The 26,999-nt window shown below is 45.7% G+C and carries 15 protein-coding genes; 4 read left to right on the top strand and 11 right to left on the bottom strand.

Annotated elements, in window-relative coordinates; all coding sequences use genetic code 11:
• The first annotated feature begins 52 nt into the window (after positions 1 to 52).
• Together H6F73_RS10595 and H6F73_RS10590 are read left to right on the top strand one after the other, a co-directional pair.
• Positions 53 to 2,614, top strand: a complete 2,562-nt coding sequence (locus H6F73_RS10595) for a CHAT domain-containing protein (RefSeq protein WP_242072411.1) — start codon at positions 53 to 55, stop codon at positions 2,612 to 2,614.
• A gap of 142 nt (positions 2,615 to 2,756) precedes the next feature.
• Positions 2,757 to 3,083: an STAS domain-containing protein gene (locus H6F73_RS10590; protein WP_190758739.1), complete on the top strand. Its 327-nt coding sequence runs from the start codon at positions 2,757 to 2,759 to the stop codon at positions 3,081 to 3,083.
• A 95-nt stretch (positions 3,084 to 3,178) separates the two neighbouring features.
• Here H6F73_RS10590 and H6F73_RS10585 read toward each other — a convergent pair whose 3' ends face one another.
• From H6F73_RS10585 to H6F73_RS10555, 7 genes are all read right to left on the bottom strand, one after another.
• Positions 3,179 to 4,354: a SpoIIE family protein phosphatase gene (locus H6F73_RS10585; RefSeq protein ID WP_190758738.1), complete on the bottom strand. Its 1,176-nt coding sequence runs from the start codon at positions 4,352 to 4,354 to the stop codon at positions 3,179 to 3,181.
• A 166-nt stretch (positions 4,355 to 4,520) separates the two neighbouring features.
• The gene (locus H6F73_RS10580; RefSeq protein WP_190758737.1) at positions 4,521 to 9,776 is read right to left on the bottom strand and encodes a PAS domain S-box protein; all 5,256 of its coding nucleotides are present in this window, start codon (positions 9,774 to 9,776) and stop codon (positions 4,521 to 4,523) included.
• Positions 9,777 to 9,986: 210 nt separating this feature from the next.
• Positions 9,987 to 11,531, bottom strand: coding sequence for a CHAT domain-containing protein (locus H6F73_RS10575; protein WP_190758736.1), 1,545 nt, complete (start codon positions 11,529 to 11,531; stop codon positions 9,987 to 9,989).
• A gap of 89 nt (positions 11,532 to 11,620) precedes the next feature.
• Positions 11,621 to 12,763 (bottom strand): hypothetical protein, encoded by a 1,143-nt coding sequence (locus H6F73_RS10570; protein ID WP_190758735.1) that lies wholly within the window; start codon positions 12,761 to 12,763, stop codon positions 11,621 to 11,623.
• Between the two features lie 48 nt (positions 12,764 to 12,811).
• Positions 12,812 to 13,726 (bottom strand): hypothetical protein, encoded by a 915-nt coding sequence (locus tag H6F73_RS10565; RefSeq protein ID WP_190758734.1) that lies wholly within the window; start codon positions 13,724 to 13,726, stop codon positions 12,812 to 12,814.
• On the bottom strand, positions 13,723 to 15,411 hold the full coding sequence (locus H6F73_RS10560) for a serine/threonine-protein kinase (protein WP_190758733.1): 1,689 nt from the start codon (positions 15,409 to 15,411) through the stop codon (positions 13,723 to 13,725). Before H6F73_RS10560 ends, H6F73_RS10565 begins: the two co-directional genes overlap by 4 nt.
• A gap of 77 nt (positions 15,412 to 15,488) precedes the next feature.
• A complete protein-coding gene (locus H6F73_RS10555) occupies positions 15,489 to 16,745 on the bottom strand; it encodes an NB-ARC domain-containing protein (RefSeq protein ID WP_190758732.1) in 1,257 nt (418 codons plus the stop codon).
• 335 nt (positions 16,746 to 17,080) lie between these two features.
• Here H6F73_RS10555 and H6F73_RS10550 point away from each other — a divergent pair, with 335 nt between their 5' ends.
• The gene (locus H6F73_RS10550; protein ID WP_190758731.1) at positions 17,081 to 18,571 is read left to right on the top strand and encodes a DUF4347 domain-containing protein; all 1,491 of its coding nucleotides are present in this window, start codon (positions 17,081 to 17,083) and stop codon (positions 18,569 to 18,571) included.
• Between the two features lie 176 nt (positions 18,572 to 18,747).
• On the opposite strand, the gene H6F73_RS10545 is transcribed toward H6F73_RS10550, so the two are convergent.
• From H6F73_RS10545 to pheT, 3 genes are all read right to left on the bottom strand, one after another.
• Positions 18,748 to 19,173: a TIGR02588 family protein gene (locus H6F73_RS10545; RefSeq protein WP_190758730.1), complete on the bottom strand. Its 426-nt coding sequence runs from the start codon at positions 19,171 to 19,173 to the stop codon at positions 18,748 to 18,750.
• Positions 19,170 to 20,063 carry a TIGR02587 family membrane protein gene (locus H6F73_RS10540; RefSeq protein WP_190758729.1) on the bottom strand — a complete coding sequence of 298 codons (894 nt, stop codon included), beginning with the start codon at positions 20,061 to 20,063 and terminating at the stop codon, positions 19,170 to 19,172. Before H6F73_RS10540 ends, H6F73_RS10545 begins: the two co-directional genes overlap by 4 nt.
• A 345-nt stretch (positions 20,064 to 20,408) precedes the next feature.
• A complete protein-coding gene (pheT, locus tag H6F73_RS10535) occupies positions 20,409 to 22,841 on the bottom strand; it encodes a phenylalanine--tRNA ligase subunit beta (protein WP_190758728.1) in 2,433 nt (810 codons plus the stop codon).
• A 679-nt stretch (positions 22,842 to 23,520) separates the two neighbouring features.
• Here pheT and H6F73_RS10530 point away from each other — a divergent pair.
• Positions 23,521 to 25,122, top strand: a complete 1,602-nt coding sequence (locus tag H6F73_RS10530; RefSeq protein ID WP_190758727.1) for a serine/threonine-protein kinase — start codon at positions 23,521 to 23,523, stop codon at positions 25,120 to 25,122.
• A gap of 54 nt (positions 25,123 to 25,176) precedes the next feature.
• On the opposite strand, the gene H6F73_RS10525 is transcribed toward H6F73_RS10530, so the two are convergent.
• Positions 25,177 to 26,817 (bottom strand): alkaline phosphatase D family protein, encoded by a 1,641-nt coding sequence (locus tag H6F73_RS10525; protein WP_190758726.1) that lies wholly within the window; start codon positions 26,815 to 26,817, stop codon positions 25,177 to 25,179.
• Between the last annotated feature and the right edge of the window lie 182 nt (positions 26,818 to 26,999).

Genomic DNA, 26,999 nt, shown 5'->3' with positions numbered 1-26,999 from the left:
TTCCATATTCAATCTTATAACAATTACTGAATTTCCCCTTTTTAAGGGGAGCTTGGCTAAATTTAAAAACCTAGCTGCTGTTGCCCAATCTTCCCCCAGTTCCCAACAGCTCATGCAACAGGGGCGGGAATTTTTTCAAGCAGAACAATTTGCACAAGCCGCAACCGTCTGGCAACAAGCGGCAACTGTATTCAAAACTTCGGAAGATAGATTCAATGAGGCACTAGCACTCAACTATTTGTCTCTTGCCTATCAACAACTCGAACAATGGCAAGAAGCAAGCGAAGCGATCGCTTCCAGTCTTGCTATACTGCAAACAAATGAAAATCGCAACACCGGCACAGAACAGTTATCCATTCTCGCTCAAGCTTTAAATACTCAAGGGCATTTGCAACTTGCTTTAGGAAAACCCGAAGAAGCCTTAGCCGCTTGGCAAGAAGCTGCTGCCGCATATTCCCAAATTAGCGACACAGAAGGGGCAATTGGCAGTCAAATCAATCAAGCTCAAGCGATGCAAGCTTTAGGACTCTACCGCCGAGCTAGGAAGACATTAGAGCAGGTAGAAATATCCCTACAAAATCAACCCAATTCTTTAATAAAGGCAACAGGATTACGAAGTTTAGGAAACGCCTTGCGAGTCAGTGGTGAATTAGAAAAATCCCGCAACTTGTTGCAACAAAGTTTAAAAGTTTCGCAAGAACTAGATTCAAATTCAGCCATCAGCGCTGCTCAACTGGGTTTGGGAAATACTGCTAGAGCAATAGCCCAAAGAGCAATTGTTTTAAAAAATACAGCAACAGAAAAAGCCGAAACCCAAGCTGCTCTTGATGCCTATCAAGCGGCTGCTGAAATTTCTTCTTCATCAAAAATGCGGTTGCAAGCACAGCTTAACCAGTTTAGCTTGCTTGCCGGCAGCCGACAATTTAGTGAGGCTGAATCTTTACTGCCGGCAATTCAGTTGCAAATCGAGCAATTGCCAGCGAGTCGTCGGTCAGTCTATGCTCGAATTAATCTGGCCCACAGTTTACTATCATTTGTTAATAATCGAGACAAATTAACCAATAACAATCAAACGCAAATAACGGATGTTGCAAACGTTTTAGCAATAGCCGTTCAACAAGGCAAAACTCTAAAAGATCAACGAGCTGAATCTTACGCTTTGGGAAGTTTGGGGGAATTATATGAGCTAAGTAAGCAATCTCAAGAAGCCCAAAATCTCACCCAGCAAGCCCTTGTTTTAGCTCAATCAATGAATGCTTCAGATATTGCTTATCGCTGGCAATGGCAATTAGGACGGCTATTAAAGGATCGAGGAGAAAAGAAGGAGGCAATCAAGGCTTATTCAGTCGCAGTTGAAACCCTCCAATCTCTCCGTAGCGATTTAGTCGCGATCAATCGTGATAATCCAGATGTGCAATTTTCTTTTCGAGAAAGTGTAGAACCTGTTTATCGAGAATTAGTTGATTTATTAATTACCACAGAAGACAAAAATAGTCAAGAAAATTTGCGTCAAGCGCGTCAGGTTATTGAGTCTCTTCAACTTGCTGAGTTGGATAACTTCTTCCAAGAAGCTTGCTTAGATGCGAAGCCGGTGCAGATTGATCAAGTAGATGCCGGTGCTGCCATTATTTATCCGATTATTTTGAAAGATAGATTAGCGGTAATTTTAGCATTACCACAATCTTCTTTGCGCCTTTACAGCACGCTAAAACCTCAGCAAGAAATTGAAAGCATTGTTAATGAACTACAACAAGATATCGGACGGCTGGCTGCTAATAATCAGCAAGTTTTGCAATCTTCACAACAAGTATACGACTGGTTGATCCGACCGGCAGAGGCAGAACTCAAGCAAAGCAACGCGCAAACTTTGGTGTTTGTGCTGGATGGCTTATTGCGGAATGTCCCAATGGGTGCGTTGCACGATGGACAGCAGTATTTAATTGAAAAATACAGTATTGCCGTAACTCCTGGCTTACAGCTACTTCCTCCGCAACCTTTGGCGAGAGAGGAACTTGAAGTTCTGACAGCCGGCATTTCTAAAGAACGTCAAGGGTTTTCCGAACTTCCCAATGTGGAACGAGAATTGCAACAAATTAACGATAAAGTTCCGAGCCGGATATTGTTAAATCAGGAATTTACGAATAGTAATCTGCAAAAAGAAATCAAATTGTCTCCTTTTCCGGTCGTGCATATCGCCACTCACGGTCAATTTAGCTCCCAAGCCGAGAAAACATTTGTCCTTAGTTGGGATGGAGTGATTAATGTTAAGGATTTAGACAGCTTACTTCGAGGAAAAGAAGAAGATTTATCTCGCCCCATTGAATTACTTGTTTTCAGTGCGTGTGAAACCGCAGAAGGCGACAGTCGCGCAGCCTTGGGATTAGCCGGCATCGCTGTGAGAGCAGGAGCACGCAGCACATTGGCGACTTTATGGAAAGTGAGTGATAATTCTACTGCAACTTTGATGGTTCGGTTTTATGAGGAGTTAGCGAAGGAAAGCACTGTCAGTAAAGCTGAAGCACTCAGACGCGCTCAGTTAAGTCTTTTGCAAGAGCGCCGGTATAAAATCCCCTATTTTTGGGCACCCTATGTTTTGGTGGGAAATTGGCGCTAAAAACTTAAATCATTTTTGCCAGAAGTTGCATATCTTTGTATTGCGAATTATACAAAGATGTGAGTGCAGGCTAGCGCATAAATCTTGTTACAGTTAAACTGAGAAAACACGAAAATTTACGAGAAACTAAGAGTCCAATCACATGAGTAAAGTTGTCAAAGTTGTTCAACCTTCTGGTATTTTAGATGGGCCGAAAGGCAACCAGTTACGTCGGGAGATTAGCGATGTTGTGGAAAGCAAACCGGATATTGTGCTAATCGATCTTCAAGATGTGCCCTTTATGGACAGTTCCGGGTTAGGTTCCCTTTTATCAGCAAGGAAAATGGTGAGAACTGTCGGAGGTAAACTTTTTGTCTGCTCGATTAACCCTGAAGTGAAAATGCTGTTTGAATTAACGAAAATGGATCGAGTTTTAGAGTCGTTTGCGGACAAAGACGAGTTTAACAATGCTATCCTGAAAACTGAATAAGCTGATGGTTTTATGTGGCATGAATCAGGACAAATTTCTATTTTTAAATGTCCGATTATGTCTTAAATATTAGTAAAAATTGAGGAGTTTAGGCTTTAGTTAAAATTTACTCGTAACAAGGATAAATCATCATCAAGAACTTTTTTTGAATTTAAACACAGAATATAATCGATAAGTTTATCTAAGCAGAAATTTGTTTTCTGTTGAGAATCTATCAGGAAAGAAATGAAAGACTCAAGCCCCCAGATTTGGGTATCTGTCAGAAGAATCTCATAAGCCCCATCACTAAAAATGTACATCGTACTGCTTGGTGGGATCTCACAAAAAGCCTCATCAAAATCAGCGTCAGGGATAAAACCAATGGGCATCCCGGTGGATTCTAAACGCTGAACTTGTATGGCTGTCTCAGATGCACCCGATAGCAGTATCGCTGGTGGGTGGCCGGCATTGGCATACACGAGTTGCCGGTTTACCGGGTTATAAACTCCGTACCAAATTGTAAAGTATTTATCACCTTGGGCGCTCATTTGAAAACCATTATTAAGAGCGCTTAAAACTTCACTAGGCCGGCAAAAATCGGTGTTGGGTAAAGATTGTGTCCGGAGAACATTCAGCACAGAAACTGACAACAGCGCCGAACCGACTCCATGCCCGGAAACATCAAGTAAATACATTGCTAAATGATCGCTGTCAAGCCAGTAATAATCAAAGCAATCTCCTCCCAATTGAGCGGATGGAATAAACTTGGCTTCTGTGGTGATATTGCCGGCTAACGGTGCCGGTAAAAGCGAACTTACATATTCCGCTGCTTCATCTAAATCGGCGCGTAACTCCTGGTTAAGTGCTTCCAAAGCGTGCTTTTGGAGTTGCAATGTTTGGTTAAGTTCATATAAGCGCAAACCCGCCCGTACTCGCGCTTTCACTTCCTCCATATCAATCGGTTTGGAAACAAATTCATCCGCGCCGGCATCGAGTCCTTTCACGCGCTCATCTACAGATTCTTTATCACTGCCTTTGCCTTTAGCCGTCAGCAAAATAAAGAATGTGGCAGATAATTCTGAATTGTCTTTAATCTGACGACAGACTTCTAAGCCATCCACAGGCTGCATAACCCAATCACAAATAATCAGAGCCGGCTTAATTTGTTGAGCTTGGATGATTCCCTCTTCACCATTACTCGCTACAGTCACCTCATAACCTTGGTTTTGTAGGGTTCTTTTTAAGGCAGCCCGAACGATTGGGTCATCATCAATAATCAGCAGGTGAGACATGAAGCCGGCCAGATTCAAAAGGGGTATAACATTTTTTTATTATAAAGGAGTTGAGTTCCTTAAAACTTCCTTCTTAAAAAGATTTTGCCCCAGGTTATTTTACGGAAAATTGGCAACACAATCCTCGATTTTGCTCCATTATCTGCATTATTTTTTAACAAATAGCTTAATTTATTCTGTTATTAATGAGTTGTTCAATTTGTTTTAAAAATTTCTCTAAATCTGAAACTAAATCTAGCATTCCTTCTAACTCTTCTTGGTGAGCAAGCTGATCTAACTTCGCGGCGGCTAGATGCATTGCTGTGGCACCAATGTTGCCGGTAGAACCTTTCAAGTGATGAGATTCTTGCTGCAACTGCCGAATATTATGACCGGCAATAGCAGTTTTTGCCTTTTCCAAGTGGATCTGGCTATCTTCAACAAACATTTGCAGCAGTTCCAATTCAAATTCTGCATTTCCTTCTGAGAGACTATGCAAATGTTCCCAATCAAACTCAGCGGCTTCTGCCTCTTTGTCCTCACTGACATCTGCCAACTTATCAGTAGCTGCTTTCTGTTCTGCCTGCTTGTAATGACTCCAGCGTTCGATGGTTGCTATCAGTTTTTCCTTCGACACCGGCTTACTCAGATAGTCATCCATGCCGGCACTCAAACACCGATCTCGATCTTCTTTCATTGCATTTGCCGTCATCGCAATCACCACCGGACGACGACCGGCTGCAAAGGCATTTTCCTGCCGGCGCTTGATTTCAATGGTAGTATTAAACCCATCAAGAATGGGCATTTGACAGTCCATTAAAACCAAATCATAGGGAATCGTTTTTAATAGCTGCAAAACTTCTTCTCCATTTGCAGCAACATCTGCTTCATAACCCGCACTGCTGAGCTGTTTAAGAGCGACTTTCTGATTTATCGAATTATCTTCAGCTATCAAAATTCTTAACTTAGGCTTTCCAGAAACCTCTGGTAATGGATCTGCCGGTTTTGATAAATACTCCCCATCAGATATCGCAACAGGTCGCTCTGAGGTATCCAAAACCGTGAGAATCGTATCGAGGAGACGTGATGGCTTAACAGGTTTAACCAAATAAGCAGCAAATCCTATTTTTAATGCCTGCTTCACTTCATCTCGTTGATTCGTAGAAGTCAGCATGATTAAAGGCACCCTTGCTAAAGCTGAATTTGCCTTAATTTGCTCTCCCAAACTCAAACCATCTGTTTGAGGCATCTGCATATCGAGGACAGCCACATCATAAGGCATTTTCTGCTCCCAAGCTTCCTGAAGCGCTTGCAAAGCGGCAGCAGCACTGTCAGCCTCATCCACCTGCATTCCCCAGCGAGTCACTTGATGGTGGACAACCTTTCGATTCGTGGCATTATCATCAACGACTAATAAGCGCCGGCCACTCAATAAATTAAAATCTTGTTTGCAAATAATAACAGGCTGACTTCCTAGCACAAAAGGAATGGTAAACCAAAACTTAGTTCCTTGGCCTAACTGACTTTCTACCCCAATTTTTCCTCCCATTAAAGTTACCAGTTCTTTGCAAATTGCTAAGCCTAAACCCGTGCCGCCATACTTGCGAGTTGTGGAAGCATCTACTTGAGTGAAGGGGGCAAAAAGTTTGCGTTGAGCTTCGAGGGGAATCCCAATGCCGGTATCTATTACAGCAAAATAAAGGCTTGCATTTGTTTCCGTTTTGGAGAGCAATTCTGCGCGGACTACCACCTCTCCAGAACTGGTGAATTTGATAGCATTGCCAATCAAGTTCATTAGAATTTGCCGTAGGCGACCGGCATCTCCCTGAATATAAACGGGAACATTCTCATCAATTAACGCAGCGATTTCTATTCCTTTTGCATGAGCTGGAGGAGCCAGCAAATCTAACATTTCTTCAATACAAACCGATAAGTCAAAGTTTAAGACTTCTAACTCTATCTCACCGGCTTCAAGTTTGGAGAGATCCAAAATCTCGTTAATCAAGCTCAGGAGTGCATCCCCACTAATCCGAATGGTTTCAACGAAATCTCGTTGTTCAGGGTTTAGAGAGGTGTCTAAAAGCAAGCCGGTCATCCCTAATACCGCATTCATCGGCGTGCGGATTTCGTGGCTCATATTTGCCAGGAATAGAGATTTAAATCGAGAGGCTTCTAAAGCGGCTTCCCGTGCTTCTACCAACTCATTAATTCTATCAGTAACCACAACCGTGCCGCCCACACAACCATCGCGCTCTAGCCACGGGTGAACTGCCCAGCGAAAATAAATTTTAGATTTATTTTCGCTTTCAAATACATCTTCAGGACTGGAAATTGCCTCACCTTGAAGCGCCCGCTTATTAATAGCTTTCCAGCGTTTATGAATGTTGGGAAATAGTTCATAATGGCTTTTGCCTATAATCGATTGACCTTGTAAGTTATAATCAATTAGCCACTTATTACTGTATGCAAGATAGCGAACTTCTCGATCAAACATTGCCATTGCTACCGGCGCATTTGCAATAATTTGCTTGAGTTGCCGGCGCTCTCTTTCTAGCGCTTCTTGTACGAGCTTACGTTCAGTAATATCTGTATCAGTGCCGGTCATGCGACACATCTTGCCTTCCGCATCTTGAAAGGCGCTGCCGCGAGAGAGAAACCACCGGAAGCTACCATCTTTATGCAGCCGCCGATGTTCGATTTCATACTGATAGGTTTTTCCTTCTAAATGTGCCTGAGTGACTTCTAATACCCGCTGTAAATCGTCAGGATGCACTAAAGATCGCCAGCCTTCTAAGGTATCGGGAATATCGAGTTCTGTATAACCAAGTACGGCTTTAATAGTGGGGTCAATATACATTTCATGGGTGGCAATATTCCAGTCCCAGACTCCCACATCACCGGCACTGATTGCTAGCTCGTATCGTTCCTGGCTCACCCGCAGCGCCTCTTCTGTGCGCCGGCGCTCGGTGATATCGTTGAGGGTGCCAAAGGTGCCGCAGATCGTGCCGGTGCTATCTACTGCTAAACGGGCATCAACCTCGATCCAGCGGTAATTTCTATGGGTTTCCTCTCCTTCATTTTTGGAAATTGCCAGGAGCGGATTTTGATGTTTAATTAAATAACGAACTTCTGCTCGGCAAGACTTTTTTTTGCGATAAATCAGGGATTGAAATAGTTCGGAAGTCCGCTGCCGGTCATCTGGATGGATGTAATCTAAAAAGTTTGTTCCAATACTTTCTTCGATAGCAAATCCGGTAATTTCAGACCAGGCTGGATTGAGAAAAGCCCACATTCCAGCAGCGTCTGTTTGGAAAATAACTTCTTTAATATTGTTAACAACTGAGCGATATTTTTCTTCACTTTCGCGTCGCCCTTCTTCGGCGCGTTTGCGCTTGACAAATTGACCGATTTGGCTCCCTATTGCTGTCATCATTTGCAGCAAATCTGCGTCAGGTTCTTCGATCTGCCGGCTAAAGAAAATGAGAACCCCTAGGGTTTCATGTTCATCCCGAACCGGCAAAGCGAAAGCGCCGTGTAATCCTGCCCGACGAGCAATTTCGGCGCGTTGAAAGTTGGCATCTTTCGCAACATCTTCAATCCACGTCGGTTCGCCACTTGCCCACACACGTCCCGGCATTCCCTCGCCTTTTATAAAGACACTCAGATGGGCGAGTGCTTCAAACTCCGAGACTTCTTTTGATGGCTGGTGCCAGGTTTGGGCACAGTAGAGCGTATTGGCTAGGGCGTTTATGCTCCAGAGTTCGCCGAAATCCCATGCCTGGTTTTCGCAGATAGCTTGCAGAATTTTCGGGGCTGCCTCGTTGAGGGTGGCTGACTCTGCCAAGATGCGTGAGATCGCGTGCTGTACTGTCAAACGCTGTTCGGCGCGTTTACGTTCGGTGATATCAATGCCACTGGTGACGATGTATTCAACGGCTCCTTCACTGTCCAAAAGAACGGTGTTTGACCAGGCAATTAGCCGGCGATTTTTATCTTTGGTTAGCCAGTAGTTTTCAGACTCCTTCTTTTGGAACTGACCGCTTATTAGCTGCTGGAAAACTTCTTTCACCCGCTCTATTTCTTCCGGAACTAAAAATAAGTTCCATAAAGACCGGCCCCTGACTTCATCGACTGAGTAACCTGTGATCTGTTCGCAAGCGCGGTTAAAGCGAATAACATTCCCCTGCGGATCAAAAACTGCAACAAGAGCGCTTGCTGTATCAATCACTGCAAAGATAAAATTGCGTTCTTGCTTCAGTGATTCCTCTGTCAACTTGCGTTCGGCGATCTCGCGATAGATGAGATAATACACCGCAGCGAGGATGACAAAAGCCAGAAAAATACAAATAGAGAAAGTGAAGATTGTTTGTTGAGCTAGTGCGTTTGCTGCGGCCTTGCGCTGACTTAACAACGTCTTTTCTTCGTTCTCCATCTCCGCGAGCATCTGGCGAACTTGAGCCATCAAAATTCTGCCTTGGTTCGTCTGGATCATCTGTAATGCCGGCTCAAATCCTTGCTCTTTTCGCAGGCGAACGATTTCGCTAAGTGCGTCAATTCTTTTACCAATTACAGGTTGCAGCATCATTAGCCGTTGCTGTTGCTTAGGGCTATCTGCTGTCAGTTGCTTGAGCATTTCCAGGTCTTGATTGAGGCTGGGAATTGCTGTGTTATAAGGTTCTAAATAAGACTCATCGTTGGTGAGAATGTAGCCGCGCTGCCCGGTTTCAGCATAGGTCAAATTTGCTAAAACGCTTTCGAGACTTTCAAGAACTTGGTGGGTACGTTCTACTAAGTTAGAAGTTTCAATCAATTCGTTGATATTGCGATATGAAACTACGCCAATTAGGACGAGAATTGCTGATGCTAACCCAAACCCTCCTGCTACGCTTTTGAAGAAGTGCCGGCTGCGCTTTTGGACTTGTTGGCGCTGTGTGGTGGCAAGGGTCAGGGTGGCTAAATTGCGCCGCAGTTCCAGTTGTTTAATGACTTGCCGCCCAAGGGCGCGTAATGCCTCCTCCTGTTCTGGGTTGAGGCTGCGCGGGACGCGATCAATGACGCACAGGGTGCCCAAGGCGTGTCCTTCAGCGTTAATTAGGGGGGTGCCGGCATAAAACCGCACGTTGGGTTCAGAGGTGACGAGGGGGTTTGTGGCGAAGCGTTCGTCAGTGGTTGCGTCGGGAACAATAAAAACGTCTGGTTGCTTGATGGCATGGGCGCAGAAGGCAATGTCGCGGGGTGTTTCTGAGGCTTCCAAACCCCGCTTCGACTTGAACCACTGCCGGTTTGCATCGATTAAGCTGATTAAGGCGATGGGAGTGCCACAAATATAAGCGGCTAAATGGGTGAGATCGTCTAAGTCTGCTTCTGCCGGTGTGTCGAGGACGTTATACTCTCTTAGTGCTTTGAGTCTCTCTGCTTCGCTATCTGGTAATGGTGCTTGCATAAGAAGTATTTAATATCGGTTACTGTTTTATTTTTAGTGAGTTCCTGTCAGCGCAATTTTTGCGGTTTTTTCGTTAATTTTATTCAATTTCTTTTGATTATAAATTTTTATTTTAACCCGATAGATGATTTTTTTGAGAAATCTTTGTTTTTTGAAGAAGCGTAAATAAATGCCTATCACTACGGATTATTTTTACTATAATTCGTTTGTTTAATTCCAGTTTCCGATTAATGTGAACCCTGCCCAATAGTGGGGGTGAGAGAAGTTTAGATCCCCTTGTTCGGAAATTTTGGGTGGGAGGGTAATCGGATTGCCTTCTGAAAGCCACAATTTTCCCTCTTTTATTCGGACTTTTCCGCGCAGCATTCCTAATTGAGCTTGTCTGAGGGCTTCTGTTTTAATCGGTGTTTTACTCCATTGTAAATAAAATTCGCTCATGAGTGCTAATGTGCTTCTGTCATCAACGCGCCAAAGGCTTGCTAAGGCAGATTTGACGCCGGCTTGAACGGCTAAGCCGGCAAACCCTAATTCTGGTTCATCTCCCAAGGCGGTTTCACAGGCACTTAAAACCAGCATTTCTACGGTTGGAGATTCTGCCCAGTTCAATTCTTCGGCGACTTCTCGCAATCGATCTAAACGCAGTTTTGAGTTTGCAAACTGAATGTAAGATTGACTGACATTTCCCTGAACAAATTGCCCGTGAGTCGCGAAGTGTATGATCCTGAAACGCTGCTGATTATAGACAGATTTTAGCTTTTCTAAGGTAAACTCTTCGTTGAGAAAAGGAACACCTTGCCAAGGAAGTCTTAAAATTGTCGAGAGTTCCACCGGCACTGCCGGCAATGGGCTAGCATCTTCAAATTCTGACGCACCCATTGCTAAAATTGGTAAGTTTCTTACGTCAACATATCGGGTATCTGTTAAACCAAAGCTTGGAATTAAGGCAACATTATATTTTTCGATGAGAAACTGTTTTCCATCGTGTAAAGCCGCGATGGGAATCGACCGCAAACCCGCATCCATCGTGAAAACTAACGTATCTATCTGGTTTGCTTCTAAATCGTTTTCTAAAGGCTTAACAAGCCATTCATAGAGTTTTTGAGCGTTATTGATCGACCCATTTCCAGAACCAATAGGAGGCAGTCCAATTTCTTCCCGCCAAGCGGTGACAGTTTCCTTAATTGCGTTGCGATTCGCGTCAGGAATAACTTGTTGTCCGACTCGATCAATTGGGAGGGTTTTCTCGGCAACTTTGTCACAGCCGGCTGCATCGGAAGAATTCGGTAAAACATATAAATTTCGCAGTTCTTCTGATAAGGAAGCTAGATAAATCAGCGCCGGCTTATTTCCCGTAATTCGGGATAGATTGCATAACGTCTGGCTGATTTCAGCTACAGAAGGCGGTTTTCCCACAACTTCTTTCCTGAAGTATTGGGCGAATTCAATGGCTTGTGATTGTTCAAATAACTGAAGGGCTGTATCAACTGAACCGGCTGTTTGAATTCCCTTTTCAAAATTTGTTCTTGTTACACCTTCAGTTTGAGAATTAACAGAATTTGAAGTTCCCTCTATAAAAGATGGCCCTGTGGCATCGGAAAAGTTACCAAACTGACTAATAATTGATGAATTTTTATGAATAAGGGGGCTTGAGTTTTGAACGGTTTTTGCGTGAACTAGCTTGACCGACAATAAAGCAAAGATTAAAATTAAAGTAAATTTAAATAAAATTCTACTAAGCCGATTAGGTAAATTCAATGGGCAACCCTTTCGAGTCAAAAAAATCAATTTCTGTTTTTTTGTTTTTTGACAACTTATCGGCTTGGTAAATTTCATTTCACTTATTTTTAAAAAGAAAAGCTGTAACCAACTCTTAGCAGAAACCGGCTGCCATCGCCGGCATTGCCGGTGAGATCCGTAACAGCACCCGTGACTACCACAGGAATGTTAGGGAATGGTGCATAAGATAATCCTAAAGTCAAATCTTGCCCTGTCCATTCAGCAATCGCATTGACAGGTTCAACCACGCGCAAAGCCGCACTGCCAAACACCCCGACTGACTCGATCTCACTGTAAATATCCGATTCTGAGCGAAATTGTCCGCCGCCAATGCCGGCAGAAATAACAAGTAAGCTAAAAGGTTCCTCTACACTTTCTTGTAGATTAAATGTTTTCGTTGCAACTCCATAAACACTGGTGCCGGCATCGGTAAACCCCCAGATAATCGCATTTTGCACCCCAGCGGCAACGGCAAAATCATCTGATAAAGTCCGGTGAATTTTAAAACTCAAGGAACCCCGGCGGGCAAAATCTGAAACATCCAAAATTGATGCGACAACATCGAAACCGACAAATTTTTGGGAATTTCCTAAGCCGATGCCAATTCCTAAACCTCCATCCGCTAGGTTTGTGTAGCGTGTACGAGATTGCCAGCCGGCACCAATGCCGATACTACCGAAGTTTAAACCACTGGCAAACGGCATCGCTACGGAAATGCTGGGATCTGCCTGAGACTCTTGCACGGTAACTAAACGCAAACTGGGCGGCTTGCCGGCAGGTTCAGTCATTTCTTCTTGTAATCCCTCGTCTGATGATAATAACACGCTCGACTGATTGCGCGTCACAGATTGCTCTTGAGGGGAAACTGAAGCGGAATTGCTATCACAAACACCCCTAAATTTAAGGCAAAGGGGTTTTAAAGTTACAAATTTTTTGTGTATTTCTGGGTAAAACTCTTGAGCTTTATCAGTTTTTAATTGATTCACCCTGAAATTAGATAAAACTAGATTTTTTTGAGAAATCGGCAGCGAATGAATTCCATCAAACCTATCAACCCTTTTGGGCTGAAAATTATTAGATAACACCGGCTCATCCCAGAACTGGGGGGAAAAATTCTGGGCCAAACTGGTACTGGAAATCGTAATCTCACTGGCGGCGTAGAGAAAAATAGCGGTGAGGAACCGGAAGGCGTGGCGGATGGGGGATTTCATCAACAGGGGCAGGCATCAACATCAATATTAATTCCTTATAAATCCTAATCAACTGCCAACGTTGAATGCCTGGGAATAATAGCGTTCTGCCTGCTGAGTTAGCCCCACCCGGTCGTAGAGAGCGCCCAGCATCTGGTAGACTGCCGGTGTTGATTTGCCGCTGAACACCAACGCCTCAAGCGTCTCAATCGCATCAGCAAACAAGCCATAATTACTGTAAATATTAACTTTAGCCAGCGCTTGTGCCGGCTCAGAAAGCCCTTGTTGCGCCACTGTGTTGAGTTTATCCCGCACTGCTTCAGCCTTGTGCCTCTCTAGCACCAAAAAAATTGCTGATTCCATCGGCGCTAAGTTACCATCTGCCCGGACAATTATTTGATATTCCCCTCCCGGTTGCAGAGATGAGCCAGAATAGGCAATTTTTGCTGAATTGACTTGCGCCTCCCAGATCACACCCGTGGCATTCCTGACTTTGACGGTGTAAAGTTTGGCACCTTTGACAGCATTCCAGCGTAAAATTGGCCGCTCATCGAGCAGCACTGTTTGCCGGGGGCTGATAATGTAGGGAGAATTTTCATCCACAGGGCTGCGAAGCGTCGGAACTCTGGGATCTTGATTGTTCGGCATCGGGCAGCCATTGAGTGCGCCAGAAACGCCCTCTGGTAGCTGCCAGGTTCGCCCATCGGCACAGCGCACGGTAGCGGTTGCGCCCTTCCTGACAATGAGCAAATCGCCGGGATTAATTTGGGTATTTCCACTCACTTGCGTTATCTGTTCATCGCCGGCGCGGTGCAACAGCACTTCACCCCTAGCCTCGATCAGCCAGTAGCCGCCGGCTGCCGCTTGGGCGGGAGGAACGGATTGTGCAATCCGGTTTATAGCCTGAATCGGCTGACTTTCGCACAATTGGGCGCTGGACAGCATCAGGGCTAGGGCGATTGCTATCGATAGTGTGCGTTTCATTTTTCCTCTGCAGCGGAGTTCAAGCGAGCGCGTGCCATGTCAATCCAGATTGCTTCATCTAGATTGAATATCGAAGCATATCTGAGACAATTTTGCCATTCAACCAGTCCTGCTTTCCACTGATTCTGATCTTCCAGAACTTGTGCCAGCAAGCAGTAAGCCGAGGCGCGGTGTCTGTCCAGATAAATCGCCTCTTGTAATTTCTCTTCTGCTTCTTGATAGCGTTTTTGCCCAAATAGTGCCCAGCCCAGGTTTTTGAGGATAGCGTATTTTTTATTATTATCGTTGGCGTGCTTAAGACTTTGGGAAAGTAATTGCACGGCTGGTTCATATTCGCCTTCTTGAATGTAGAGGCGAGCCAAGTTATTATCAGCAGCCTGCAAGCCATTTTCACTGGCTTTTTGATAAGCGCTTCGGGCGCAATTCCAATCTTGCCGGTCTTCGCAAAGAGTGCCTAGATTGAAGTGAGCGATTGCTAAATTTGGTTGTAAGGTAATCGCCTTTTCGTATTGGCTGCGGGCGCACTCCCAATCTTGCCGGTTTTGGCAAATAAATCCCAAAGCGTTATAAACTTTTGCAGAATTTGGATTATATTTTAGCGCTTGCTTGTAATCGGCTTCCGCCTGTTCGGGTTGACGCGATAAGTAATTTTCTAATCCGCGATTGTAATAATAAGCTGCTAGGGCGGCACGCACCCCCCACAAGCCGGTTGTTCCAATTAATAGTAACATCACCGCCGTCAGCCACCGAGGAGGCTTAACCCATCCTCCCCGATTATTTTTCACCATTTCTAAGCGGTCTAAAATGAACTGGGCATTAGCAGGACGTTTACCGGGAAACGTAGCCATTAGCTCATCAATTAGGCCGGCAAGATGTGGTGAAATGTGGGGGGCGTAATCTCGCCAAATCAATTCGCCCGTTTCAGGGTTTTCTGGTAATTCAACCGGGTGTTTTTCCGTTAGTAAATGAACGAAAGTACGACCAAGGGCGAAAAAATCCGATTGCGGGACTGCTTTGCCTCCCGCTTGTTCAGGTGGCGTGTAGCCTGGGGAAATGATGCCGGTGATTTGTTGATGACTTCCCACTTTTGCCAAATAGGTGCCGCTGACTTCTCGAACCGTGCCAAAGTCAATTAATACCAGTTCGCTGCCCCCCTCTAAGCTCGTTAATGGGCAGCGAACCATAATATTAGAGGGCTTTAAATCTCGGTGAAATAAATCTTTTTCGTGAACAAGCTGGAGAATTTTGGTGAGCTGTATCAGCCAATCAATCGCTATTTTTTGTGAGATACGGCCATATTTTTCCACCCACTGCTCTAGATTATGACCCTCGATTTTTTCCATCACTAAGCAGTGTAGCTCTTGGGTGATGGCTTCTAATTTTAAAGTAAAATATCCATCCACTTCGACTTTGGGAATCCCTGGATGCTTGAGCTGCTGCAAAACCCGCGCTTCTCGTTGAAACATTTGGCTCCACTTGGGGCGTTTCAACACTTTCATCACTTTTAATTTGCCACCATCCTCGACTTCAAAAACTTCTGTGGGACAGAATTCGTCTAATTCCCGTAGAGGTTTAATTAAACGATAGCGGTTATTGATCAGCAGAGGGGTGCCACAGCTCTGGCAATGAGCCAGATTGTCAGGATTTTGCCGGCAGATGCATTTGGGATTGATACAGTAACTCACTCAGGGGATGTTAGAGTTTAGATTGGATAAAGTCTTAAATAAAATATTGAAATTTATTTATAAAACGCTTCACTAAATTATTCGGAATATTTCAGCTCTAAACTGGTGACATATTCCTGCACCACCGGCTGCAAGGTAAAACGACCAGAACTTTTTTCAATTAGGGAGCGTCCAACTAACGATGCCAGCGCATTCGTTAATTCAATAGAGGATACTCCCGATAAGCTTTCTTGCAACTCACTCAGCGCCACTGGCTCTTTTTCTAGAGAAAGTTGATACACTATTTGCATTTCCAACTTAGATAGTCGCTCAAAATGCACTTCAATAAAATCACTAATGTCACGCGTTACTTGCGTGGTGCCAATTTTCAAAAACTCGCTAACTTTGCCGTCAAAAACTTCTTTGATAAAAGCAGAAACGATTTTTAGCATAAAAGGGTTTCCTCGATAAATATTAATGAGCGTTCCCCATTTATCTTCTTGAACTAAGCCTTTTTCTTTAAAAATTTCCCGTGCTTCATCCCCTAAACCTGCCAGTTGGTACGAACGAACAGGTAAAGTTTCCCCTTCTAATAAGGCAACTTCTCTAAGTTTTTCGCGGCTCGTTAGCACTAAGCAACTTTGATGCGGGGTTTCTCCTACCCGTTTCAAAAGTTCGCCATAAACTTTATAACCGGCTTGATAGTGTCCCACAAAATCCCCACTGCTGAGAATCGCTTCTAAATTATCAAGTACCAGCAAGCAACGATAGCGGCGCAAGCATTCTATGAGACGCGAAATCAATTCGCTGGCATCGCCGGTTAAATCAGGTGCCGGCTGGTAAGACAAGAATTCAAGTAAATCTGTTAAAAGTTCATTCAGGGGAGGCGCTTGGTGGAGACTGCGCCAGATTATATAGTCAAAATTATCTTGAACTTCTTTTGCTAACTTCACCGAAACTGCGGTTTTGCCAATCCCACCCATCCCTAGGATTCCTATCAGCCGGCAATTCTCTTCAACCACCCATTTTTTAAGCGTTGTGAGTTCGCCGGCACGTCCATAGAAAGCAGTCACATCAGGCGCTTCCCCCCAATCTGTATGTGCCTCAATTTGTGGGAGTGCGTCAGCAATTTCTTTCCAATTGTTCAGTCCAACCGCTTGACAAATATTAATAAAAGAATCTTGGCGAATCGGTATACTCCGCCAAAAGCGTTTCAACGTCGCTTCTGTGGTGTGAGCGGCTTGACACCAAGCAATTGATGTCTTTTTCCAGCCTTTCTTTTTTCGAGCCTCATCAATAATTTCTAACTTTTTTTGAGAGGCGCTGAGAACTGCTGCCCTAAGATTGCCGGCCATATCCTAATCTGCTACTATGCTTTTTCTAAAATACCAACTCTTGCGCTCGGTATTAGCTCAGGTTCTTCGTCTACTGAGCCGTAAAGTGAGCCGTCTTATGAGCCGAAAAACTGAGCCACTAATGAGCCAAATTAATCATGCTCCCTCTTTCATAATAAGAAACACGGGGAGAGGTGATTCAAGCGATTGTTGTACCGATAGTGAGTTTCAAGCGCGTATTTTTAAGTGCAACCTTGAGACACAAGGTACACACTGGGGGTACTCTACCAAAAGTCCGACGCCAAAATAGGACACCCCAGTTTGATAGATAAACGCTTTCACAAGGGATAACTGAAATGCTGAGCAGCTTACAAGCTTCAAAAGAAAGAATCGTCAATCACAACAGCAAAGCCAGTATCGTCTTCATTGACTCAGCGGTTGAGGAGTGCGATCGCCTGATTGGCGGGTTGGCAGCCGGCACAGAAGTCTTCATCCTCAACCCCAGACGGTGTGGAGTCGAGCAAATTACCGAATTTTTGGCTCAACGCACCGGCACTTCTGCTAAAACCTTTGTCGATACGATTCACATCGTCTCCCACGGTTCCCCTGGCTGTCTGTATCTAGGCAATACACAACTGAACCCGCACAACGTCGATCTTTACGCTTACCCGTTGCAACAATGGGTGAAGTATTTAAACATTGGGAATTTTGTCGGGGGAAACAATAGTCCAGCCTCAATTCTGCTCTATGGCTGCGACGTGGCAGCCGGCGAAATTGGTAAAGCTTTTGTACTGAGGCTTTCCCAGTTAACCGGCGCAAATATTGCCGCTTCCATCAACCCGACTGGCAGCGCCGCAAAAGGTGGGGACTGGCAGCTACAATTCTTCACGGCAAGAATGACGGTTGCCTTAGCGTTTGATGAGAGTGTCCTCAAGTCATACAGCCACGTTTTCAGTGGCACCACGCGTTACTGGAAGGGTGCCGGCGCGGATAAATACTGGAGTAACCCGCTAAACTGGTCGGGAGACGCCGTACCAGAGGCAGAGGATGATGTTATCTTCAACGATGCCGGCACGAAAGATGTGGTTCTCAACATCACCGCGCAAATTAAAAGCCTGACGATTTCCCCTGAATACACCGGCACTCTGTCGGGTTGGCATGAGCTGGCGGTGTCAGAAAATGCTTTAATCCAGGGTGGAACGGTTAACATCAACTTGGAAGCCGGTGGCGATATCACCATTGAAAATGGCACCGTCAACAGCTACCTTTCTGCTAATGGCAATTTCACGATTAAAAATGGGACGGTTGCTTGGAATGGGGGAAATATTAACGGCAATACTTGCTTGAGTGGAGGTGTAGTTTCCTTTGCGAGTAAATACAATAGCTACTACATTTTCTACGGCAACTTTATTCGTGCCGGTGGTACGACGAAAGGAACCCCCATTTTCGGTTTCTACGGAACCAACCCCCAGACATTTCATGCCGGCATCGAAGGCATGACGTTGCGAGATTTATACAACTGCTGTCCGCTGACGTTGCAGGGTAAGGTAACACTGAATGGGTTCTTTTCCAATTGTGGCATTCTTAACCTCACCGCTGGCGCTACGATAGACGCATCGGCAGTCTGTTCTTACCAAAACACCGGCACCATTCTAGAAACTGGCACTATTGTGCGCCAAGACAAAACAAAAACTCTCACACCCAAGCAAGATCAGCCCGTTCCTTGTCTCACTCCCAGTGCCGGTGATCAGCGGTTCCTGCCTGTGGAAGCTATGAAGGAAAGCTTAGATGAAAAGGTGTTACAAGCCGTTCAAGTGACTCATAATAGCGTCCCTTCTTTTGTCTAATCGTCCAGACAATAATTTTTTCAGGTTAAGAGCCGGTTTATAGATAGCAATAGGAGGTGAAATTACCACTCGGATCTCGCAGGTTTGCAACTCACACACACTTAAAGTTAACGAGATAAATTTCCCTTCCTCTCCTCTATGCTGTCTTTCAATTTTTATCAAGAGTTATCAACTTATTAAGGTGACTTATAACTGCCGGCTCGTAAAACTAACTCACCCTCTTTCGGATTTCGGGTGAAAATAAACGCGCCGTTTTCAGCTTCTCCACCCGATAAAAAATCAATCTGCTGCTCCCCGGATTCCTCAATTTCTCCATTAATTCGCAATTCAGCAATCACTTGTACTGACTCAGCCGTATTTCCGCCAGTATTCTTAATTTCAAACGGGACATAAAATTGTCCTTGCGTGTTACGAATTTCTCCATCACGGACAATTGCTAAAACCGGCGGTTCATCTCGCCTGGTAAACCAGTCATAAAACACCAGTCCGATGATTGCTGCCAAAATGGAAAGAGAAATGCTAAAAGTCACCCACTCTGCCGGCGATCTTCCTTCATGTTTAAGTTCGGGAGGAGAATTTTTCTGTAAGTTTGACTGACTCATACCATTAACCGTCCTGCTGCGCCACCAATTGTTGCCGGTAAACCAAGGACTAATGTGTGACTCAACCACAATTGCCACGGATCTTTAAAGGTCAATTTGTGGAAAAAAGCTAAGAGCAATGCTGCTGCCAGAAGCGAGACTAAATAAGCGGTAATTGTCTCACTCATCGGTCGTTGAAAAAGTCCTTTCTGCTGCCGGCGCAAGTTTTCAGAAGTAAAGCCGGCTTGAAACACAATTCCATAAGAAATTAGCAGTGATGCAGCCATAATTGCTAATAGCCAGGGAGGCGATATCGCAGCAGCCAGCATGGGAACTTCGTCAGTTGGCGCAATGTTAAACGCCAAGAAAGTTGCGCCGAGTAAGGTGGCACTGAGGTCTAGGACAGTAGGATTAAAATTAGCTTGCTCTGGTTTCTTCTGGCTTTGGGAATGATCATCTTGCTCATACTGAGCTTGGTTGCGATCTCCACTTAATAATGAACGCGCAAGCCCAACTCCTATTGAAAACGGCATTCCTTCAAAGATGACTTTTCCCAAAATCTCACGCCAAGGTGTATCAAAAGTAATTTCGCGCAAAAGTATGAGGGTAAATAAGGCGCAGACAAGGCCAAGTGCCATTGCTTCCACACTATCCATCGCTGCATCTTTAAGGCGGATATTATTACTTTTACGAAAGCCGGCGGTGCGATTGAGTAATAAAACCCCAACAAAAGTTGCAGCAAGACTACTGATTCTTTGTACAGGTTCAGCAAATGAGCCAATCCACCAAACTTCCATTGTATAGAACAGCGGAATGCCAAACAAAAAACCACCGCAAATACCCCGAATTAAATCATCTAATTCATTTAAATAGGCATTTTTGCGTTTGCGGTGTCGCATTCTTTTGTTCATGAGTTCGTTTGAAAAAGTGCCATTGAGCGAAGAGAAGGCTCTTTTCTATTTAATTTTTATCAGGGATCTGAATAAATCTCTCTTTGGATAGATTTAAAGATGGTTACAAGCCGGAGCATCTCATTTTTGAAAATTTGTAGTGCGTTCGCGTAGCGTGTGCGTCAGCACAAACATCTCGCTCGCTTGTGTAATTTTAGGGAGCAAGATGCTCCCACTCCCTTGTTTTTGCAAATATGAGATGCACCCTTTACAAGGAATTGGGTTTAGATTTATTTGGATTTTTAACCGCAGATAAACGCAGATAAACGCAGATGTAAAAATTTGCGTTTATCTGCGTTCGAGGTTTTAACTTCTCAGGCTGACAGAGAAGTTTTTAACTAAAGCATCGCGCACTTTTTGCTGCACCGGCTCGACATCTTCATCGGTTAAGGTGCGATCACTGCCGCGATAAACCAACCGCAACGCTAAACTGCGCTGTCCTGCCGGCACATTTTCACCCCGATACTCATCAAACAATTCCACAGATTCCAGCAAGGCACCGGCAGCCTTTGCGATCGCTCCTTCAATCTCAGCCACCGAGACATTTGCCGGCGCAAAGAAGGCAATATCTCGACCGGCTGCGGGGAAAGTGGAATAGGGACGGAACCGGCGCGCGATCGCTTCGTGGGAGAGGGAAGCTAAAAGCACTCCCCAATCTAACTGGAACAGGTAAACCTCATCAGGCAACCCCCGTTCTTGCCGGAGTTGGGGATGCAACTGGCCGAATGTACCCAGCCGGCTTCCCCGCAACCATAGTGAAGCGGTACGTCCCGGATGCAGACGCTGATCACTGCTATCGGCTTTGCACTCCACCGCGAGATTTAAGCGCTCAAACACACTTTCCAGCAAGCCTTTGGCTTCAAACCAGCTTAGCGGCTGTTCGCGCCCACTTCGCACCCACCGGCCTTCCGTTGGATCGCCACCGATAATCCCTGCGATCGCATCCGTCTCTTTTAAAACTTCCCCGTCTTTCCAGAAAATTCGGCCCATTTCAAACCCATTCAAGGGGCCATTTCCTTGCTCAAGATTGTATTGAAAAGCATCAATCAGTCCGGATAGCATCTCTGTCCGCAACGCTGAATACTCAACAAATAGCGGGTTAGAAAGCACTACCTGATTATCTCCCTCAGTACGAACGAGAGAGTAGTGCATCAGTTCAGTCAAACCGGCAGCCCGAAAAGCCGCTCTCACTTGCCGGTTGAGCTTTTGTTCCACCGGCAGCACTCCCGCAGCCGTTTTACTCGGCAAGGTTTCGCAGAAGTTGTTGTAACCGTAGAGACGGGCGATTTCTTCAATTAAGTCAATTTCGCGTTCTAAATCGCGGTAGCGGTAAGCCGGCACCGTCACCTGCCAAACCCGCTCTTGTTCTGTGGGAGTGACGCTGCATCCCAAGGCGGTGAGAGTGCGCTCCATTTCTGCCGGTTGCAACTCACCCGTTGCGTCTCCCTGTTTAATCGCGCCTAAAAGCTGATTAACGCGGTCTAGACGCAGTTCTATGGAGCGAGTGAATACTGACCTATCCGCTTGGCTGCCGGCGGTTTCCTGAGCCACCGGCACGCCTTGTGCGAGTTCTGCCAGTAGTTGCACGGCACGCTGGCAGGCGGTTGCTAATTCTGCCTGATTAACGCCCCGTTCATAGCGAGTAGAAGCTTCCGTTCGCAACCCTTGGCTCCGGGCAGATCGGCGAATGGCCACCGGCTCGAATATGGCGGCTTCGAGGATCAAGTTTTGTGTGCCGTCATGGACTTCGGTTTCCTCGCCCCCCATGATGCCGGCCAGTGCCACCGGCTTATCATTGGCGGTAATTAACAGGTTTTGTTCTTGCAGGGTGCGGGCTTGTCCGTCCAAAGTTTTGAGGGTTTCGTCGGTTTTGGCAAACCGCACGCCAATGGTTAAATCTTGACTGCCGGCAACGGCTTGCAAGCGTTCGCGGTCGAAGGCGTGTAGCGGCTGACCCCATTCCTGCAAAATGTAGTTGGTGACATCCACAACATTGTTAATCGGGCGCACGCCGGCTGCTTGCAAACGTCGTTGCAACCATTCGGGGGAGGGGCCAATTTTAACGCCTTCGATGACGGTGCCGATGTAAATGGGGCAACCTTGCAATGACGTGTCCATTGAGAAGCCTGCCGCCGAATTCCCGATCTCCTGTGATCCGGCTGCCGGCAGTCGCAACGAGGTGCCGGTGAGCGCTGCCACTTCCCGTGCGATGCCCACCATACTCAGGGCATCCGCACGATTTGCGGTTGCTGTCAAGTCTAAAATTACATCATCTAGACCGAGCAGGGGGCGAACGTCGCTACCTAGTTTTAAGCCCTCTGCAAAAATATGAATGCCGGCAGATTCTTTGGCGAGTCCCAGTTCGGCTAATGAGCAAATCATGCCCTGAGAGGGGACGCCGCGTAATTTGGCCGGCTTAATTTTCAAATCAATCGTCGGCAGGTAAGTGCCAATCGTCGCCACCGGCACATAGAGATCAACACCGGCGTTGGGTGCGCCGCAAACAATATTTAAAGGGTCGCCAGAAGTCCCAACATCGACTTGACACACCCGCAGTTTATCGGCGTTCGGATGGGGTTGACAATCGATGATTTTCCCGACCACGACGCCATCGGCCCAAGTGCGCCGGTCTTCGATGTCTTCTACCTCAAATCCAGCCAGTGTCAACATCTGGGCCAACTCTTCTGGAGAGAGTGTAATGTCCACCAATTCCCGCAGCCAGTTCAGAGAGATACGCATTGCTAATTGCTAATTGTCAGTTGTCAGTGGGTAAGGGCCGGTTTTGTTCAGCGATCGTCTGGAGTTAAGCCAAAAGTCTCGACTAAACCCGCCCATATAGTGGTCAGTTGGTAGCGGCACCTCCCATGAGTTGCCCTAGGCGTCAGTTGTCAGCCTTGATCAATGAGATTCGCTCGCTATAGACGCTTCGCCTTCACCTAGGCTAGGCTGATAGCCTGATCCTTGTGCCTGATCATTTTATCCTTCCTAGGAGACTGCCCTCTCACACGAGTTGCCGGTGTTTGCCACCCTTCCTCCCAGCTTTGTTACACAGGGCCGGAACTGCGAAACTTCTTCATGGAACCAACACAATTTTGTAAATATCCCACTAAGATATTGATTATTATTGTTTGGAAGCCTAATTTTAGGGCATTTTAAATATAGGGAGAGTGTCACTTGGAAGGTCTGAAGGTGCCAACTGAGGGCGACAGTACCAAACAGGTTCCACGCGAGCAAAGTTATTTCGGCAACACTTCAAGGGATTCCCGCTTCATACCCCGATAGTCGCCTTACATCATATAAGGTAGGGTATACCTAAGCGGCCCAGAAGAAAGAATCCCTGAGGCCAGAGGGAGTTGAGCGTCTACTAATGTAAGCCTGTTAGCTGTCCAACAGCTGAGCATAATCCGGGTAAAGTTGAATGAGCTACTGTGTAAATCCAGCCTGTCCCCATCCTGAAAACCCAGACAACGCTCTTCGGTGTCAAGCCTGTGGCGAAAAGTTGCTGCTGCGAGATCGCTATCGAGTGACTCAAGCCCTGGGCCAAGGTGGGTTTGGGGCGACTTTTATCGCCCAAGATATTTCTTTGCCCGGTCAGCCAACTTCTGTGATCAAGCAGTTGCGCCCGGTGGCCAGTTCTGAGCGGGTGCTGGAAATGGCGAAGGAGCTTTTTGAGCGAGAAGCGAAAACCCTCGGCAAGATTGGCAATCATCCTCAAGTGCCCCGTCTGCTAGATTATTTTGATACGAATGATCAGTTTTATTTAGTTCAGGAATATGTCAGTGGGGCGACTCTGAAGCAGGAAGTGAAGCGCAGTGGGCCTTTGACTGAACTCGGTGTCAGACAGTTTTTGACTGAAATCCTGCCGGTGGTGCAATACCTCCACGATCACCGAGTGATTCACCGGGATATCAAGCCGGCTAACATTATTCGCCGCACAATCGACCACAAACTCGTTTTAATCGACTTTGGCGCGGTTAAAGACCAAGTGAGTCAAACAGCGCTGATGAGTACGTCAGATCAGACGGCTTTGACCTCTTTTGCAATTGGCACCCCCGGTTTCGCACCCCCAGAACAGATGGCGTTACGCCCGGTTTATGCCAGTGATATCTATGCGGTGGGTGTGACTTGCATTTATTTGCTGACGGGAAAATCTCCTAATCACCTTGGTTACGATCCGATTACGGGTGAGATTCGCTGGCGCGAGTACATTAATGTGAGTTCGCGCTTGGTGAATGTGCTGGAGAAAATGCTAGAGGTTTCTGTCCGCCTGCGTTACCAGTCTGCTAACGATGTCCTCAGAGCGTTGGCGGTGGAGTTTCACCGGGAAAGCCTCTCTCAAGGCATGATCAATCAACCCAAGAGTAGTGGCACTCTCTCTGACGAGCCTACGGATATCGAGTCTGGTGGAGGGGGGGCAGGAGGATCGCAAGTGTCTCGGCTGGCTGAGGCTATTCGGGCACGTAAAGGTCGCTCAGGGGGAACTCGTGTGCCGATTAGGGACAGCCGAAATCCGGGGATGGTTTCCAAAGCTGCTGCCGCAACAACGGTTGATGGCAAAGGTGCTTCCAGTGCGAAAATGAAAGGCCCGATAAAGTGGGATGCCATTGGGGTAAAAACAGCTTATACCAAAGGCCGGCGAGATTTTGCCGCCTGCGATCTCAATCTTCTAGACTTATCGCGAACGAGCTTAGCAGAAGCAATTTTTCATCAGGCGAGCTTGGTAAAAACTAAGTTTTTGGCAAGCGATTTGTCTAATGCTAATTTTGGCAGAGCCAGTTTAAATCAGGCGGTTCTGCGGGATGCGAATTTGACGAAAGCTTATATGAGCTACGCCAATTTAGAAGGGGCGGATATGAGAGGTGCGGATTTGAGTGAGGCTTATCTTACTCACGCAAATTTGCGAGGGGCAAATCTATGTGGGGCAAATCTTACGGGTGCTAGAGTGAGTGATGAGCAGTTAGCGACGGCAAAGACGAATTGGATGACAGTCAGGCCGAATGGGAAGCGAGGTTTGTTTTAAGAAACCCAAGCTTGGCTGCTTTGCTTTTACTGAAGAATCGGAAAGGATGCCGGTTTAAGGAATTTGATCTAGCTCGATTCGTTGCATTTCTATGATTCCCTCTGCTTGCTTGCTGCTATAAAATAGCTCGTAACTAATGGATAGTTCTCCATTATTCATTTCCTTGACGCGAACCATGCCGAAATTATTATGCCGGCAAATATATAAATTTTCTACCTGGTAGGGAATGTTTTCTCGGTGATCGCCAAGATTGCCTCTTTTTTGAACTAAATTCTCTAAAAGGTGACGACCAAATTCGCTCATAGAAGCATAAGAAATGCCGCTAGATGTGAGCTGAAATACTCTAGCTGAAGGGAATTTTTGATGGGAAATTTTAAAAACTGCGCCCATGTGAACATCCCCACTGAGAAAAACCACAGGTCGCTTTGTTTCTTGGGAAAACTGAAAGACTTTTTCGAGTAATTGATTGCGTTCTGACCAGTTGGAGTCGTGATCCCAGTGATCTCGGAAGTCGTCGGTGTATTTAAAATAAGGAACGTCGAAGGTATTGACAACAAAGCTTTTGAAGTGAGCCACCGGCACTGGCGATACAATAAACAAAACGCGTGCACTCGAATCATACTGAGCGTTTAACCAAGTTTCAAAGCGTTGCCATTGTTCAGCACCCAGTAATCGCAATTCCTGCCGGTTAAAATCGTGGTGACCTCGCATATCCAGCACATAAAAATGGGAAATTCCACAACTAAATTCATAATCAAATTGCTCCAGGTTAGGGTCTGTATGCGGGTTATGAGAATGTTCATATTCCCGATATACTTGCTTGGCAGCCGAGAACATTTCATGAGCCAAGTTTATATGTTCTTTGAAGTTTCTCAATTCCCAAGAAACATCTAACTTGGCAGCCAGTTCTTGTGGTGTGTAAGAACCCCAACCATCCACAATTTCATGATCGTCCCAAATCATGTAAGTGGTAAAACTTTGAAAAATCCGCTGCACTTCAGGTAACCCCCAATAACCTTGGTAAATATCCCGATACCAAGAAACCATGTCATTGCGGGACGGGTTGTGCTTTTTGACATTTTTGAGCCACTTCCAAATATCTAATTCTTTCTCTCCATCTACATACACCTGATCGCCGGCGGCGAGGACAAACTGGGCATTAGCATCCCACAATTCTTGATAAAATTTATCCCACATTTTCAAATTAACTGTGGTTTGCCCATGATAAGGCTGGTGGCAACTGTACAGTCCAAAATTCACTTCTGTGGGATTTTCTGGAAATGTCCGAAAAGAAAGCGGTTCTTCATGTCCTAATATCCAAGGCCGGTCTTCATTCGGTTGAAATAAAATATAATAATATCGAGATTGGGGTTTTAAATCTTTAATATCCACCACGTTTGTTAAATCATTGTCATAAACAAATTTGAGTGGATAAATTAATTCTGGATCAATTTCTTTGATTTTATTCCCGGTCATTAATGCGAATTTCTCGATTTTTCCCTCACTCTGAATGTGTGGGATTCCATCTGTTGGAATAGGATTTTTCGCTACAACTAAGCAATAATCCCCAGGCTGTGGCACCCGCAGCCAGAGGCGGACGCTTGTCGTGGTGGTATGCCCAATGATGCTAGCCGTTTTTAAACGCGGATTCGGCCACGGTCTTTCTTCAGGGTCACAGAAATTTAACAGTACCAACGGTTCCCTCCTTTTTTTGCCTTATTTCCAGATTAGCTTATTTATTCTTGAGGCCGTTTTAAAAAATAAGTGCTTGTGCGTTGCTGAGGCAAAAGGCTGGCTTTGGGTATTAACAAGTGTGGCAAGGGACAGACAAGCCGGTTACAGTCCGTAAAGCTGAAAAAAAAAAACCCGCCTCATGG

This window comes from Microcoleus sp. FACHB-68, assembly GCF_014695715.1.
GTDB lineage: Bacteria > Cyanobacteriota > Cyanobacteriia > Cyanobacteriales > Oscillatoriaceae > FACHB-68.
This window is presented reverse-complemented; position numbering and strand designations above follow the sequence as displayed.

Excerpts from the sequence above, each read along its gene's own strand:
- H6F73_RS10545 (WP_190758730.1), bottom strand. The coding sequence starts at position 19,173 with ATGAGTCAGTCAAACTTACAGAAAAATTCTCCTCCCGAACTTAAACAT.
- H6F73_RS10580 (WP_190758737.1), bottom strand. The coding sequence starts at position 9,776 with ATGCAAGCACCATTACCAGATAGCGAAGCAGAGAGACTCAAAGCACTA.
- H6F73_RS10570 (WP_190758735.1), bottom strand. The coding sequence starts at position 12,763 with ATGAAATCCCCCATCCGCCACGCCTTCCGGTTCCTCACCGCTATTTTT.
- pheT (WP_190758728.1), bottom strand. The coding sequence starts at position 22,841 with ATGCGTATCTCTCTGAACTGGCTGCGGGAATTGGTGGACATTACACTC.
- H6F73_RS10530 (WP_190758727.1), top strand. The coding sequence starts at position 23,521 with ATGAGCTACTGTGTAAATCCAGCCTGTCCCCATCCTGAAAACCCAGAC.
- H6F73_RS10555 (WP_190758732.1), bottom strand. The coding sequence starts at position 16,745 with ATGGCCGGCAATCTTAGGGCAGCAGTTCTCAGCGCCTCTCAAAAAAAG.
- H6F73_RS10585 (WP_190758738.1), bottom strand. The coding sequence starts at position 4,354 with ATGTCTCACCTGCTGATTATTGATGATGACCCAATCGTTCGGGCTGCC.
- H6F73_RS10540 (WP_190758729.1), bottom strand. The coding sequence starts at position 20,063 with ATGAACAAAAGAATGCGACACCGCAAACGCAAAAATGCCTATTTAAAT.
- H6F73_RS10550 (WP_190758731.1), top strand. The coding sequence starts at position 17,081 with ATGCTGAGCAGCTTACAAGCTTCAAAAGAAAGAATCGTCAATCACAAC.
- H6F73_RS10565 (WP_190758734.1), bottom strand. The coding sequence starts at position 13,726 with ATGAAACGCACACTATCGATAGCAATCGCCCTAGCCCTGATGCTGTCC.
- H6F73_RS10590 (WP_190758739.1), top strand. The coding sequence starts at position 2,757 with ATGAGTAAAGTTGTCAAAGTTGTTCAACCTTCTGGTATTTTAGATGGG.